The organism is Sphingobacterium sp. BS-2, assembly GCF_046161205.1.
Lineage (GTDB): Bacteria > Bacteroidota > Bacteroidia > Sphingobacteriales > Sphingobacteriaceae > Sphingobacterium > Sphingobacterium mizutaii.
Window position 1 is genome coordinate 180219 of the sequence record NZ_JBIXGO010000019.1, and the last position, 15518, is coordinate 195736.

Consider the following 15518-nt stretch of genomic DNA (forward strand, 5'->3'; position numbering starts at 1 on the left):
CTGCTTCAATATCTTTGCGGTATGAATATTCTGATCATCGGCTCTGGAGGTAGAGAGTCTGCCTTTGCCTATAAAATCTCGCAAAGCCCTAAACTAAGCAAATTATTTATCGCTCCTGGAAATGCAGGAACCGAACAATACGGTGAAAATGTACCCTTAAAAGTGACCGACTTTGAAGGAATCGCTGATTTTGCTTTGAAAAACCAAGTGGAAATGATCGTGGTAGGTCCAGAAGAACCATTGGTGAAAGGTATTCATGACTTCTTCCTTTCTAGGGAAGATTTAAAAGGCATCGCCATTGTTGGTCCCCAACAAGAAGGTGCACAATTGGAAGGGTCTAAGGATTTCTCCAAGGAATTTATGATCCGTCACAATATCCCAACAGCAGCTTTCAAATCCTTCAACAAGGAAAACCTAGAAGAAGGCTTGGCCTATTTAGATACCCAAAAACTTCCGATCGTTTTAAAAGCAGATGGTTTGGCGCAAGGAAAAGGCGTGTTGATCATCGATAATTACGATGAAGCAAAAGTGGAACTTAAGGCCATGATCAATGATTCTAAATTCGGTGCTGCAAGTGATGTGGTTGTCGTAGAAGAATTCTTGAAAGGGATCGAGCTTTCTGTTTTCGTGTTGACCGATGGAAATGACTATAAAGTATTGCCTTCCGCAAAAGACTACAAACGTATCGGCGAAGGAGATACAGGATTAAATACAGGTGGTATGGGCTCGGTTTCACCAGTTCCTTTTGCAGATCAGGCATTTTTGGACAAGGTAGAAAGCCGTATCATCAAACCTACCGTAGATGGCTTGAAAAACGATAATATCCCTTATAAGGGCTTTATCTTTATTGGCCTGATGAATGTAGACGGTGAACCCTTTGTAATTGAATACAACGTGCGTATGGGCGATCCTGAAACAGAATCTGTATTGGTTCGGATCGAATCTGACTTAGTAGACCTTTTAGAAGGCGTGGCTAAGGAAGACCTAGCAAACCGCTCCTATACCGTGACCAATAAAACGGCAGCAACCGTGATGATTGTTTCTGGAGGTTATCCAGGCAATTACGAAACAGGCAAGGTAATCACAAACATCGAAAACGTAAAAGAATCCATCGTATTCCATGCAGGTACAAAACTAGATGGACAGAATGTCCTGACTGCCGGTGGAAGGGTTCTAGCTGTTACAGCCTTAGAAGATGACCTATTTTCCGCTTTGCAACAGGCAACCGCTGACGCTGGACGCATCTTTTTCCAAGGAAAGTACTTCAGAACCGACATTGGATTCGATCTTATATAAAAATATCGGTTTAAAAGCCAATGAGTTATATTTTTGCCAGTGAAAATATTTTGGAAGAATAGATAAAGCTTCTATATTTGCATCACCAAAGCAAAAAGGCCCGTTCGTCTAGGGGTTAGGACGCAAGATTTTCATTCTTGAAACAGGGGTTCGATTCCCCTACGGGCTACGGAAAAAAGCGACTTGAAAAAGTCGCTTTTTTTGGTTTAAGGTATTCTGTACCTATCTGTTATTTTCCATTAAAATCTCCCTTTCTATTTTTTAAGTTTCTTTTGAGCCTAAGCGAATCGTTGAATTCTGTATTCTTTAACCAAACCTCTTAATGCCATTTTTGCCATTAAGGTTGAAAATTTCCCTCATCTCCTCCACAAGCTCTGCCTTGAGCCTCTGGAGATTGTTCTAAGTCACTAATCTGAATTCCCTATCCTGTTTTGATTAAATTCATAATGCATTCATAGGGAGCTTTAAGGAGAGGGGAAGTACAACTAAGGAAATCAGTATTAACAAAAGAACCTGTTTAAATTATAAATAGCTTTTTCTATATACTTTCCTCCTATATTTATTATTCGGAATTCTAAAAAGTTGGATTAGAAACAGAAAGAAGAGAAAAGCATCCCTGGAGCATGTGCAACAGCTCGATTGCGCAGCATGAAGGGCGAAAAGTAGGGTTTGCCCAACTTCCTCTTGCTTATGAAGAAGGTTTTTAGCGACATTATAGACAACAATTTTTCTTGAATAGGTGTTCGTGATAAAACTGATGTAGAAAAAACTCTTTTCGACTCTATAACTTTAATAATATACATCGCTATTCTATCTCTAAATCGTTAAATTTGTGTAATATAATTATTGAAACCACACCAATGTAATCATGTAGCCATTAATTTCAGAGTAATAATATTGCTCAAATACAGTGTCGCTGTAAAATTTATTAATGAACCATATCTCGGTATCTACTTCTTCAATTTCAGAAATATAATTTCCATAACTATGATTTGTAAATGAAAACGATCTTGATTCTACGGGAAGAGTGGAATTAACTTTAAATTTGAAACCTACCTTTTGAAAGTCATTACTTTTTGCAAACCATCTTATCATATTATCTTTTGAAATGATAACCATAAACTCCCGAGAACCAATTTCAATAAATCGAAGAATGGATGCCATAATACTCACTTGAAATAAGTTGGAGAGAGTGTCGATGAGGGTAAAAGAAAATTGCATCCGAGCACAAGCTTGCTTAAATAATACTTCAGGCATTAACAGGCAACTAGCAAAATAATCAGCCTCCAATTCTATTAAATCTTTATTTAATAGCCCATTTTTAGATTGATGTGAAGTAATCATACCATACTTCAAGGCAATTCGATGCTCATCAATAAGGAAATGTCCCAATTCATGGGCGAGTGTAAATCGCCCTCTTTTAGAGCTAATAGTATTTCCTTTATCTATATTTATATGAATATGAAATATCGAGTCGATATAAACTAACATACCATCAAAAGTATTTTCATAATGATCATAGTATATAGCTAGCTCTTCATATTTGGCAATATTTATTAAATTTACTCTATAACCTTCAATAAAATCTTCTGACACATCATTTGCTAAACTATTGATCCGTTTCTTCCGGTGAAGATTGATTGCCATCATCTTGGTTCTTTTTCATTTTATTAAAGATATGATCAGGTAGATCTTCAAGACCTTTTCTTGCTACCATTTTAAATGCATCCATCACATCTTGCTCATTTTCTTGCTTTATAACAATAGAAAGTGGGAAATTTCGGACTTCATTATTTAAAATTCGATCTAGAGAAACTGTGGAGTCTTTAATCTCAATATTGAAAAAAAGTTTATCAAAGCGATTCAACTCAATCTCATTGCGAGGAAAAAGATAACCGGTAGAACATAACCATTCGGTAATATGCTCTGGGTTTTCAAATAGATTATTTTTTTGTGCCATAAATTTCAATTATTTTACCAACGGTTTCTAATGCTTCTTTTTTATAAACTCTTATTGATGTTTGTGATAAGTCAAGCTCTTCTCTAAGTTTTTTTAGCAATTGACGTGGCAGTTTTTTACCATCTCTTTCGTAACTTCGATATGTTAAGTAAATAATTTTGTGCTTTGTACTTAATCTTTCCAACGCTTTGTCTATCAATTCTGTTACAGCTTTTAAATCTTTTAGTTTTTCTTTTGGGATTTCCATATTTTCTAAATCTGGGAAATCCAAAACTAACTCTTCTTCTCCAAGATATGGATCTTTGTCAGCATCCAGTCTTTGACGGTCGCATAATAACCGTTGTGCAATCCTATAAATATAAAATAACACACACCGATCAAGATTTACACTTTTACATTGTTGAGCATTAAATAAATGCGCTTTGTTCCAAAATTTATCAAGTGCCTGTTCTGATAAAATATCACCATCTTCTTTGCTGTACCCCCATTTGATAGCAATGATTCTGCATTTTTTGGTTAAATCAGGTTCAAATCTTATAAAAAATGCCTTGAATGCGCATTCAGCCGCTTCGTAAAAATGTTGACGACCTTGAATATATTCTATTAAATCTGCTGTACTTGAATCTTCTAATTCCTTCCAATCCATAAGGATATCTATTTAGGTAAACGCAAAACCGTTAGTAACGCTTTTCGTAGTTAATAATGACCTGCAGTTAAAACAAATTAGTTTGTTAATGCTAGTTAAAAATAACAAAATATTTTATTTATGGAGGAATCAACACAAAAACAAAAATTTAAAATTCTGTCAATAGATGGTGGAGGAATAAGAGGTCTTATTCCTGCCAAACTCCTTGCGGAGTTAGAAGTTGAACTTCAAAAAGAGGACCCTGAAAAGAAACTTTATGAGCACTTCGACTTAATCTGTGGTACTTCTACTGGAGCGATATTGGCAATTGCTCTTTCATTGGGTATACCTGCAAAAGTTTTATCCAAATTTTATGAAGACAATGCTGAGCTTATATTTCCTCGCTTTGTATTCAAATTCATACCTCAAAAAAGTCGGGCATTATTAAATGCCATTTATAGTAACAAGAAATTGCTTAAGAAACTTCGCGAAGTGTTTGCTGAGGCCAACGGTGGTGAAGATCCTTTAATGAATGATTTAAAAACCAAAGTCTGTGTCCCGGCCTTCAATGGGAATGATGGTGTTATCAATGTTTTTAAAACAAAACATCATCCTGATTACACACGGGATTATAAAGTTCCTGCATACCATGTGGCTATGTCTAGTGCTTCTGCCCCTGTTTATTTTCCACCCCATTCCTTTTCGTTCAAAAATGAGCTTGGTGAAGGCACAAACATAAACATGGTTGATGGGGGCATTTTTGCAAATAACCCGGCATTAATTGGTGTTTTTGAGGCAACTGACAAACTTGATATACCCATTGGGGATATTTCAGTTTTATCATTGGGAACGGGGCAAGGAAAGCAGATTATTAAACGCTCATGGCGACCAAAAAATGTATTTGACTGGTTATTTCCCAATCCTAAATTGGTTGATATCGTGCTAGATACACAGGCCCAGATTACAGAGCAATATCTGTTATTTCTCCAAAGGGCGTTAATGAAAATGGGTAATACGTTTGCTTATTTACGTATTCAACATGACATGAAGGGGGATATTATTGAACTTAATTCTTCAAAAAAGAAACATATCGATCGAATGAAGTCTATTGGCGAGGAATTAGCAAAAAATCGATTAACAGAAATTTTAAAATTTTTAAAACTACAATAATATGGCAAACTGCAACAATTTATTTTTGGATTATCATAGTGATATTTCCATCGGTTCGGTAAAGAACAACAAAATGAAGAATTCAAAAGAAGGTCTTCGCAAACAAATCAGAAAATGGTTTGAAGATAACCATCCTGATTATATACCACATTTCTACATCCAGGGCTCATATAAAATGAAGAACGGAATAAGAACTAAACAAGACATCTGTGATTTGGATGATGGTATTTATTTCTTCCGTGAACCAGATGTAACGGCATCAACAATTAAAGACTGGGTTAGGCAGGCAGTTGATGGTTATACATACACTGCGGCAGAAAATAGAAAAAAATGTGTACGCACTATTTTTGTGAACGACTATGAAATCGACCATCCTGTGTATTACAAAATTGAGGGTCAAGAATATAAAATAGCTGTAAAGGGAAATGGATGGGAAGATAGTGACCCAAAAACTATGGTGGATTGGTTTGTATCAAAAAAAGATAAAGACGGCCGCTTGATTAGAGATATTAAGTATTTAAAAGGATGGGCCGACGATCGTCCGTTCAAAATGCCTAGTGGATTAGCTTTAACAATTTTAGCAACGAATGCAAAGGAGAAAATTGTATTAAATGAACGTGATGATATTACGCTCAGAGACATTCTTAAAGAAATTAAAAAGGCATTAACCAATGAATTCACTTGTATTGTGCCTGCAACACCAAATGATGACTTGCTCGAAGGTTATGTAAACAAGGATAAATTTTTAGAAGCCTTAAATTATTTCATTACCGATGCAGATGAAGCAATTCGTTCGAATAACCAAAGGACAGCAAGTAAACTTTGGCGCAAACATCTCGGAGATCGATTTCCTTTGGGGGAGGATAAAGAAGAGAACTTAGTTAGAAATGTAGCAGCTGCAGCAGTAGGTGCTAGTACATCTATACCATATGGCTATGAATAATTCATATCTCAAATTTGTAGAAGAAGCATCCTATGCTATAAGTAAATTTCCCGATCTTAAATTATTAAGTCGGGAAGATTCTCTTCCATATTTAGAAGGAAAGATCGACCTCTTAGATGAAAACGGAATGCCATATGACTCTTATTCTGTAAAGATTTTATGTGTCCCAGATTATCCGAATAGCTTTCCTGTAGTCTATGAAACAAAAGGAAGACTTCCACACAATATAGATTGGCACGTGTATCGTGATGGCCACTTTTGTATATGCACTCCTGCTGAGGAATACATCCAATGCAGCAAAGGCATTACCTTATTGGATTTTATACAAAATCACTTAGTTCCCTATTTGCATAATCAAGCATTTAGGGAACTAGAAGGCTATTACTTAAATGAGCGATCTCATGGAAAAAAAGGTGTCTTAGAATCTTTATATATGATGCTTGATACAACTAATGCGGATAAAGTTTTAGATATTTTGATATTCATCTATAAAAATAAAACTCCACACCGTACTTCCAAATGCTTTTGCGAAAGCGGAAAAAAATATAGACACTGTCACCGCGAGTCCTTTACTCAAATTAAGCAAATTGGACAGGATCGTATAAAATTTATTATTCAATCTATAATTTAAGATGGGATGGTCTTTTTGTGACAGTTTTGGGTTGTCAAACAGCTAATTACGGCTGTTTTTTGCTTAAAAAAAACATTTAAATACTTCCCTGTTTAAAGATAGGGACTTTTTGAATTATTCAAGTTTTTGAACTCTCTGTTTAGGATGTAATTATGCCTTGATAATTAAATTGTAAATAATAGGGGGAAGCAGATTTATTTTTAGTCAGCTCATTATTTTAAGAAAATGAACACATGGATTTTATTGATCTAATCACAACGAAATATAAGCCTTGAAATGGATTTGCAATCATCGTAAACCACCCCATCTTTCTTCCCACTCTCAGCCCACTCTCATTCGAGGCATATTCGGGAAATACCTTGAATTTCTCCCTAAAAATTTCAGCCCTTCTACGGCCATTTTTCCTACTCCAACCTAAGTCCCAACCCAACCTATTTTACCATCCCTCGAATCCCTTTCCATACCTCTTCGAACATACCTCCATACCCCCTTCACTCATATTGCGAAAATTCCGAATATCTCTCGAATAAGGTCCATACCATCTCCTCGATTTCAATTAAAAATCCTTTTCATTTCATCAAACTAATTACCCTTGCTTTTTTTGATTTGTTCTGTCACGCTGGGCAATAACCTAATGATCCAATCGATAACCGTTTTCTTTTTTTTGATATGGTATTTTTGCATGACCTCTTTGATGTTAAGATCTCCTTTAACAATAGCGGTTACGGCTTCAATTTTTATAGACTCTTCAAATTTCATGGCTTCACTATTTACTATTTATAACATGGTCATTCTTCCGGGATGAGATGGGTTCAGCTAATTATTACTATGCTCCCTTAGGGTGATTTTTGGGAGCTTTTGTGCTAATCTTGTCTTGCAAGTTAAGCAGATTTAACCCAAAAAACAGCTCAGTTTTGTTTGTCTCAAATATTGGCACATCCTGCAAATGATCTTACTGAATTTTATATTATATTGGTTATCAGTGTGTTGTGGTTATGATATTTGAAGATGTCTAGATTTGGGCTAGGAATGATTTTCTTGGAGCGTGAAAACTTTTGTTGATTGTGTTACATGGCGTTCGCGGGGTTTCTAGAAATGGGGCTAGTAAAATAAGTAGGAGGCAATTTTATTAGATTGGCTAGGGCGGTGATAAGTGAAAGATAAAATAATAACCGTCTAACCTGGAGCTTTAAAGTTTCAGGATAAAATTTATTCCTATTGTTTTGTTAGGAGTTTAGCTCTTTTTTTATGAGGTTGATATAGGTCGATGGGGGCATGCCTGTGACCGCCTTAAAGGAGGTTGAGAACTTGCTCAAGGATGAATAGCCGCATTTTTCGGCTAGGTATGCCAATTTGAAATCTAAAAGCTCGGGTGAGGTTTTCACCAAGGTTAGGAAATATTCAATCCTTTTGTGTTGGATAAATTCATAGAAATCCATGTGGCGGTATTTCTGGATGATATAGGACACATATTTGGAGTTTGTGCCCATCATGGAGGCGACTTGGTCAAGCTTTACATTTTTCTCCAAGAAAAACTTTTCTGTTTCTAGTTTTCCAAGTTTTCTATAGAGACAGGTTTCTGTATACCTAGATATTTTTATTTGGTTCAGCTTTGTATTGTGATTTTCTAGACCATTGAGGTTGGGGTAGCTAGTTTCCTCAGGTTCTGATGGCATCACTGGACTTTCTGGTTGGCTTTCCAAGATTACTTCGACAGGTTCTGGCTGGATCCATATTTTGCGTTTCCAAACGAGTAGGAAGTATGCAGCAAAGACCAAGAACAAAATAATTCCACTCAGGGAAATAATATAAAGAAACCTGTACATTTCTTCCCTGTCCCTAGTCTCCAAAAGCAAGCTGGCGGAGAGTATATTGGCGCGGTTTATCTTTGTTTTCAATAGCTCGGCGGATTTCTGGGTATAATAGAACGCATTCTCCATATTCCCTGTGTCCTTATAATAGCTGGACCAGCTGTCGTAGGATATTTTCTCTAGTTCATCGTCTTTCTCAACCGCTAAATATTGGTCCACCAAGGTCAAGTACTGCTGTGCGGTTTTAAAGTCACCTTCTTTCATGGCAATTTCTCCAAGGGCGATATAGACACGGGGTTTTAGGGAACAGTTTATATTGCTCAATTTTTTTAGGGCAGAATTGAGGAGGGAGTCTGCGGTCTCTAATTTCCCCGAGTTCATTTCAAAGATCCCCATGATCTGGTCATTGGTGGCTTCGGCTACCATAATTTTCTTTTTATCCTGGGCTTGTTTGGGGATTTGTTTTGCGGCAGAGCTAGCCAAAGCCCCCGCTTTTAAGTATTCCTGTAATTCCAAGGAATGATAAGCCTGTTCATGTAAGAGATCTACCAAAATAAATTGCTTTAGTTCAGAGTCTTTGATCATATCGTTGGCTTTCTTTGCGCGGTCCAGGTACCTGCTGGATATGTTCATTAAACCTAAGGAACGAAAAGACTTGGCCAAAAAGCCCGAAATGGCAGCTTGGCATTGGAAGTTCAGGGTATAGGAAGCTAATGAATCCGCATGCATGGCGGTCCTGATCGATAGGGGGAAATTACCTTGTTGCCTATAGACATTTGCCTTGGTCATTAAAGCGGAAATACGTTGTTTATCGCTATTGGCAACAACAATGAGCGAATCAGCATTCAGCACCACTTTATTGAGATCTTTTATCTCACTAGAAATAGGAGCGGCACAAGGTATTTCATTGATTGTTTCTATGGCATTTCCTTGTGAATAGGCGTATTCAAAAAGGAAGCACAATGCAAATAATAAGTTACTAAAAATGAATTTCATCGATGTCAAAATTAAACCGGTTTTCTGGGCACATTTATTTTGTTTCCATTATGGTTAAATGAAAGTTCAACAGTTTATCAGAATCAATCACCTCAAATAATAGAGCGCACTGACTATGGCAATAAAGTTTGCACAGAGCACAATCAGGAGGATATAGTCTATCCATCTCCAATCTCTGTTTATCTCTTGCGTTTTCTTCAATATATCACGTGAATATTTTGAATAATCCAATACTGCCCTAAGCTCGTTGGATTCAATTACAACTTGGATAGTCTTGTCTAGCTCGCGCTTGAGATGTAACAGCGATAATTGGGTTGTTAAATATTCTACCTTATCAATATTGGCGCCTTGTGCGTCTAGTAGGTCATTAAGAGCCGTATCTAGATTTTCGTTTAATGCAATAGGTTTCTCTGGACAATTCTCTTTAATAACCGTTTTTAAGGATTTCTCGATTTCAATCAATGAAATCAAGACTTCTTGAGGGTTATAGGCCACGGGTTTCATATTAAGACAAATGTTAATTCATGTAGTTAAATATCCACAATTTTTGCCTTATTTTTTTATATGAATCCAATTCTTTACAAAACTTTTATTGTTTTAGATAAAAATTTATGTAATTAATTATTTTGTTTCCCGGTTTTCTGGAGGCGGTTCAGGCATGTAATATCCTTTCCCATTTTGTCTTCCATCCATCATAAGTTCAACTGAGTGGTTTTCTTCAAGTTCCTCTGTATACAATTCTTCATAATCTTTGGTATACAAGGCGCCAGGGACGACATTGATATCGAAAACAATTTCTTTGTATTCGGCATCCTTAAAATTCCCGTAAAGTGTAACAAAATGTTTGACTGCTCCAATGTTCTTAGCGCTATTGTAGCTCAAGATAAGTTTCCGTTCTTTTTTGGGTGGGATTGAAAACCCGCCAATGCCCTCTGAGTTCTTCAGACAACCACAAGAAGTGATAATGTCCGTCAGGATCAAAGGTTCGTCGCCGGTGTTTTTGATGTTAAAGACCAAATCTTTGAGCTCACCTGCTAAAATAGGAAAGTAATGCCTATAGTTATCTTCTATTTCCACGGTGGTTTTCCTATCCTTGATGTCCAAGCAACCTGTTATCAACAAGTTGATGAGTACTAAAAGCGAAATGTTAAAATATTTCAATTTCATCACATGCTATTACTGAATTGTTAATGCTTTTATTTTTGTTTATTCTTATTTCAATTTGTTGTTCTCCATCGACCATGACCTCTTTTTCCAGCTGGAATGTGTTATCTTTTTGGATCAAATCCATGCCCGAGACCTTTGCCATGGGCTGCCCGTCCTTCAGTATTTCAATCTTGTCGGGCCTAAGCATTCGGTGCCTAGGATTATGTAAGAACCGCATGCGGATTGTTTTTTTTCTTTCCTCTACGGCCACCAGCTTACCGGATACATTGATATCCTCTGCAGCTAATAACCAGCCTTGATTAAAATCGGAAGGGAATCCCGGCAGGTTGTCAGCCAATAGAGCAGCATCTTCTAGTGCTTGCATGGCCTTTAATTCCAGCACGTTCTCGACTTGGAACAGATTCCTGTGCATTGGATGGGCTAGGATCTGTTTCCATTCGGATATATAGCTGCTTATCTTGCCATCAGTTTCCTTATAATGGTCTTGTTTGTATTTTTTGGAAAAGGTTGCCAATTCCATTACGCTCTTCTCGGACTTGGGATTGATCCATACCTTTCCTTCTCGTTCTGCAAGGAATCCATTTTCAAAATTTCCGCTATGGTAGTCAAACTGGAGTTGGGTATAGGCCAAGCCTAATAATAATTTGTCAAGTTTGGTCTTTTCTTCTCCTTTTGCTTTTTTGCTCCGTTCAGATAGATCGCTATGGAATTTTTGAAACCCGTCTTGATCTAAATAGGATTTCATCAGGTCTCTGAATGGTAAATAAATACCGATTTCTGATTTTGATCCACTTGAATGCTGTTCAATCGCTAAAAGATAATCAGCTATTAGCTTACCTGATATTGGATATGTCCTTTTGTAATAGCTCTCTACTAGGTCTTTGCTGTCTAAGCTTGGATCTATCATTATCGCACTCAGTACATAGGTCTTGATGTCTTCGAATGGAGAATAGTCATATCCCGAACCGTTGAGGAAAAAGCCATTTATTCCGATGGAACGAAAGTAATGCAGCTGATGTTGAAAGCGATTTAATACGGGGTAAGGGCTCAAATAATCGTCGAAATTTGAAATATAGTCCCAGAGGTAGACCGCATTGACTTTATTTTTCCATTGACCCACCAAAGTTCCAAAATCTTGGACAGCGGTACTGCTTGTGTTGATCTTTGGAGATTTTGTGAAATCTATCGTACTGATGAATACACCGGTGTTTTTTTCCATTTGAACCGAAGGTGCATGCTTAGTGGTCAGGTAAGCTGTCGTGAAAAAATGATAGCCTGGATACTGCTTTGCAAGGTTGTTCAGCAGATTTGTAACTGCGCCTGTTGCATCAGCGTTCTTGTTCCCCAATTCTTTGCAAGTTTCACAAGTACAAGCTATGTTGTTGTCATTGGGAGCAATCATAAAGTACTTTACGCCATTTCCCTCTTGCCCGTCCAGATATGTTTTGATGGCCCCCAGGGTTTCTGCAGAGGAGAAACAAAATTGATCTTTATTTATACCCTTTTCGGTCTGCGCATAGGCTCTTTCAGGGATCTTTCCATCAAAAATCTTTTTAAAATTGTGTCCCCAAATTCCCCAATCACGGTCTACACTATTGGTATTGTAGATGCCTGCTAGATCTGGGTTTGTATTGCTGAGTAAGTGGGGCTCACGATAGTGCATCGCGAAATTGAATTGGCCTGTCCTGAAATTAATGATGGCAGGAGGGAGGTCATGCGTGTCGATATCGACTTTTTCCCCCAATTGGGAGATAAGACCATATATCAGCCATATCATGGTTTCCCTGTTTTTTGCAAATAAGGAGAGCTTTCCCGGAACGTTCTTGATCTCGTAATCAAAACTTAAATCCGGGACAAGCTCAAAATATAATTGGTTTGTTTTTTCTGTGGTATCTGGGCTATCTGTTCTAATGATGGATAGTTTGTTTCCTGTATTGCGCTTGGAGAGGTGCTGGTTGAAATAGTCAGCCATGGCAGCACTGTTTTGGTCTCCGTTAGAGATAATAAACATCTTCTGTTCAGCAAAGTTGAACACATTGCTTTGGCCCTTGCTACTTGTGCAGGAGCTAATGGCAAAGATGCTGAACAGCGGTATGGTGAATCTAAAAAGATACATTCAATTGCAGGTTAATGTTGTACAGGTTCTTATAGGTGCTGATGCCATCAATTAGGTTGGTTTGGAAGTTATACCATGACCCTAAAGCATTGGCCGATATATTCCTTGAAATGTTCCTGCCGAATCCAGCGCCGACCATGGTATTGAGTACCTCGAAACTATTTTGGATCTGGAAGTCCATTAAGTCCAAGTCTGGGGAATTACCCACACTGGCAAGCGCAAGGACAAAGTTTCTAGGATTGTTCATGTAATATTGGGCCTTTAATCCTACGTTGTAGAGGTAGCTGCTGCTGCCATTCTCCATGAGCATGAAATTGGAGATTTTCCCTGACAGGTTAAAGTCATCAATGCTCTTCATGACGCCTAGATTCAGGTTCATCAAGGATTCATCTGTGAAAAATTTCCTAAATCCAGCTCCGGCCTCCAGTTGCCATGTCGGTTTCCATTCATACATGACGGCGGCATTTGCTGCAACCTTCAAGAAAAACTTATTGGCTAGGGCTAGGTCAATCCGGCTGGAAATCTCAGGTGTCCATGGTTTGGTCCATTCGAACTGTCCTTGTATCCCTTTTCCATTTTCACGACCGGTGTAGTTCAAGCGCCCGGTATATATGGAGCCATCAGTATGTAAGCGGCTGTATTCTGCTGTGGAAATGGTGGTAAGGGCATCATTGTCTCCGAACCTTGCCCTGAGGTGCGAAATGCTCACCGTGTTCCTGAAAGATCGCTGTCCTAGGTAATCCAGATGCTGTTTAAAATCTTCGAATTCCAAAAGGGATGGATCATAATACCTTTGGTAATAATAAGCCGAATCATACTGCTTTAAGCCTTCATAGGCGGTGCCTTTCAGGTACTTCAGGGTTTTGCTCTTTTCATTGTAATGAAGGGCAGTATCGATGACGGCTAGCGCTTGGCTATGTTCCTTGTTTTTCAATAACCTGGCAGCGTATTCTTCGGTAGTGCTACTGAAGGTATTGACCAAAGGTTGGTGGAAAGGGTTGAGCGTGACCTGATGGTGGAGCAGCTCCCAGGAGTCTCCTAAGGTTTCAGGCTTATGGTTCATGGCCTCTGCTAGCTTGATCTTAAATGGAATATCATCCATATAAAGCTCTTCGGCCTTCTTGGCATAAGAGAGCATTGCTTCATGATCCTTGAGTTGGTAACTGATATTGATCATGGCAAGGAGGGCGTCTTGGTTATGCTCATCCACGGCCAACCATCTTTCGCATAGCTGTTTGGCTTCAATAAGTTTGTATTCTTCTCGGAACTGTTTGATCCATGGGGCTATGATTTCTGAGTAACCATTTTGCAACCGCAGTTTATCCTCTGGGGAGGCTTGTGCCAGGACTTGCTCGTAAATACTTAATGCATAGTCATACCGGCCCTGTTTATTGTATAGATCTGATTTCTTCATCATCAGTTCCAAGTTGCTTGGGTCGTCAAATAACATTTCATCCAATACGACGATGGCTTCCTGAAATCGATTGCTAGACTGGTAAGCATTGTAGATACCCACCTGGGCGCTTTTTACCGATTCATGGTCGCCATAACGGATAACTTCTTGCCATTCTGAAATAGCCAGCGTGGTCTTTCCCTCGTCCATGCTGTTTTTGGCACTTCTTAAGGTGTTGGTAACATAAGATTCGCGTAGGTCCGTGTCGTCTGGGTACTTGGTGAAAAGGTCTTTGGTAAGGCTGGCTACCTTTGGTTGGTTCTGCATCCTTTTATAGACGGTCAGTTCCTTCAGGTCGAGCTCTTTGCTGCCTCCTACACTGTTTCGGTGCCTATTCAGGACATCGATAGCTTCTTCATATTGTTCTTGGGCAACACGTTCATTGAATACATAGGCAAATGCCTCCTCGTTTCCGGGCGAAGCATCAAATATTTTTCCATAAAGGGTTCCAGCATCGCCTTCCTTGGCATTGCGGGCCGCTTCCAATAGAAAGTAGTTGTACTGGTTCCTGAGATTTGCACTTCCACCTCGATTTATCTCTTGTCCAAGGAAGCCCAACAGCTCTGAATAGCGCTTCTGATGTTCTAGGACGGCTAGTTTCTTGCTGATGAAACCTTCATTTCCAGGGAACTGGTTTAAGGCTCTTTCGGAATAGACCAAGGCATTGTTATAATCCCCGGCCTTGATGTAGCTGTCAATAACCGAAAAATAACTCTCCTGCTCTTGGGGTTGGTCTTCTACTGATTTCCTTGCCAGTTCGATGGTCTTATCTATCTTTCCCGATTTGCGGACTTCAGCAGTGCGCTGGGCGGTGATATAAGTTTGATCCTTGCGCAATTCGGGATCATCAGGATATATCTGTGCAATTCTTTTTAACAAACGATCGGCCTCCACTTGATTTCCCGATACGCGATATAAATCAATCTTTTTTCGCCAAAGATCTTTCAAATAGGGGTTCACCTCCAGCAACTCATTGACATAACAGATTGCACTTGAATAGCGCGCGGTCTCCGTTTCGACCGTAATTAGCATCTTCTTAGATTCAAGATTGCTAGGGCCATATTCCAATGATTTGACCAGTTCATACCTCGCTTTATCATACTCCTTGCTGTGGATATAGTATTTACCAACCATCATCCTCATATCGGAATCTTTGGGATTTTTTTGCAAGATTTCCTCTGCTTTTTTCTTGCCTTCTTCCCAACGCTGCTGGCTGTATAAGGCATTGATTTGATTCACCTCCAAATTGTTTTGGTTGGTATTCCCCGTGCTTTGAGCATTAGAAACATGGCAAAAAAAGATCAGTCCAAAGGATGTAATCATCATTTTGGAGAATATAAATCTCTTTAA

13 protein-coding genes and 1 tRNA gene are annotated in these 15518 nt (G+C 38.5%); 5 read left to right on the forward strand and 9 right to left on the reverse strand.

The window, feature by feature from the left end:
* The first annotated feature begins 21 nt into the window (after positions 1 to 21).
* Positions 22 to 1296 (forward strand): phosphoribosylamine--glycine ligase, encoded by a 1275-nt coding sequence (gene purD / locus ACK2WI_RS12730; RefSeq protein WP_409151163.1) that lies wholly within the window; start codon positions 22 to 24, stop codon positions 1294 to 1296.
* Positions 1297 to 1393: 97 nt separating this feature from the next.
* Positions 1394 to 1465 (forward strand) — tRNA-Glu (locus ACK2WI_RS12735).
* A 674-nt stretch (positions 1466 to 2139) separates the two neighbouring features.
* On the opposite strand, the gene ACK2WI_RS12740 is transcribed toward ACK2WI_RS12735, so the two are convergent.
* The 3 genes from ACK2WI_RS12740 to ACK2WI_RS12750 are packed head-to-tail and all read right to left on the reverse strand — an operon-like array spanning position 2140 to position 3902.
* Positions 2140 to 2946, reverse strand: a complete 807-nt coding sequence (locus ACK2WI_RS12740; protein WP_409151165.1) for an ImmA/IrrE family metallo-endopeptidase — start codon at positions 2944 to 2946, stop codon at positions 2140 to 2142.
* Positions 2906 to 3256 carry a hypothetical protein gene (locus ACK2WI_RS12745; RefSeq protein ID WP_409151166.1) on the reverse strand — a complete coding sequence of 117 codons (351 nt, stop codon included), beginning with the start codon at positions 3254 to 3256 and terminating at the stop codon, positions 2906 to 2908. Before ACK2WI_RS12745 ends, ACK2WI_RS12740 begins: the two co-directional genes overlap by 41 nt.
* Entirely contained in the window at positions 3240 to 3902 is a 663-nt protein-coding gene (locus tag ACK2WI_RS12750) for a hypothetical protein (RefSeq protein ID WP_409151168.1), read from the reverse strand. Before ACK2WI_RS12750 ends, ACK2WI_RS12745 begins: the two co-directional genes overlap by 17 nt.
* A gap of 120 nt (positions 3903 to 4022) precedes the next feature.
* Here ACK2WI_RS12750 and ACK2WI_RS12755 point away from each other — a divergent pair, with 120 nt between their 5' ends.
* Genes ACK2WI_RS12755 through ACK2WI_RS12765 form a run of 3 tightly spaced genes read left to right on the forward strand, consistent with a single transcriptional unit; the run spans position 4023 to position 6625 of the window.
* The gene (locus ACK2WI_RS12755) at positions 4023 to 5051 is read left to right on the forward strand and encodes a CBASS cGAMP-activated phospholipase (RefSeq protein WP_409151170.1); all 1029 of its coding nucleotides are present in this window, start codon (positions 4023 to 4025) and stop codon (positions 5049 to 5051) included.
* Between the two features lies 1 nt (position 5052).
* Positions 5053 to 5994: a cyclic GMP-AMP synthase DncV-like nucleotidyltransferase gene (locus ACK2WI_RS12760; RefSeq protein WP_409151172.1), complete on the forward strand. Its 942-nt coding sequence runs from the start codon at positions 5053 to 5055 to the stop codon at positions 5992 to 5994.
* Positions 5987 to 6625, forward strand: coding sequence for an SEC-C metal-binding domain-containing protein (locus tag ACK2WI_RS12765; RefSeq protein ID WP_409151174.1), 639 nt, complete (start codon positions 5987 to 5989; stop codon positions 6623 to 6625). The genes ACK2WI_RS12760 and ACK2WI_RS12765 overlap by 8 nt, the downstream gene beginning before the upstream one ends.
* 582 nt (positions 6626 to 7207) lie before the next feature.
* Here the strand turns inward: ACK2WI_RS12765 and ACK2WI_RS12770 are convergent.
* The 6 genes from ACK2WI_RS12770 to ACK2WI_RS12795 all read right to left on the reverse strand — a co-directional run bounded on the left by ACK2WI_RS12770 (position 7208) and on the right by ACK2WI_RS12795 (position 15494).
* On the reverse strand, positions 7208 to 7384 hold the full coding sequence (locus tag ACK2WI_RS12770) for a hypothetical protein (protein WP_409151176.1): 177 nt from the start codon (positions 7382 to 7384) through the stop codon (positions 7208 to 7210).
* 467 nt (positions 7385 to 7851) lie between these two features.
* Positions 7852 to 9432: a helix-turn-helix domain-containing protein gene (locus tag ACK2WI_RS12775; RefSeq protein ID WP_409151178.1), complete on the reverse strand. Its 1581-nt coding sequence runs from the start codon at positions 9430 to 9432 to the stop codon at positions 7852 to 7854.
* A gap of 87 nt (positions 9433 to 9519) precedes the next feature.
* Positions 9520 to 9936 carry a hypothetical protein gene (locus ACK2WI_RS12780; RefSeq protein WP_409151180.1) on the reverse strand — a complete coding sequence of 139 codons (417 nt, stop codon included), beginning with the start codon at positions 9934 to 9936 and terminating at the stop codon, positions 9520 to 9522.
* Between the two features lie 117 nt (positions 9937 to 10053).
* A complete protein-coding gene (locus ACK2WI_RS12785) occupies positions 10054 to 10599 on the reverse strand; it encodes a DUF1573 domain-containing protein (RefSeq protein WP_409151182.1) in 546 nt (181 codons plus the stop codon).
* Entirely contained in the window at positions 10580 to 12715 is a 2136-nt protein-coding gene (locus tag ACK2WI_RS12790; protein ID WP_409151184.1) for a DUF4838 domain-containing protein, read from the reverse strand. Before ACK2WI_RS12790 ends, ACK2WI_RS12785 begins: the two co-directional genes overlap by 20 nt.
* Positions 12702 to 15494, reverse strand: coding sequence for a tetratricopeptide repeat protein (locus ACK2WI_RS12795; RefSeq protein WP_409151186.1), 2793 nt, complete (start codon positions 15492 to 15494; stop codon positions 12702 to 12704). Before ACK2WI_RS12795 ends, ACK2WI_RS12790 begins: the two co-directional genes overlap by 14 nt.
* Positions 15495 to 15518 lie beyond the last annotated feature (24 nt).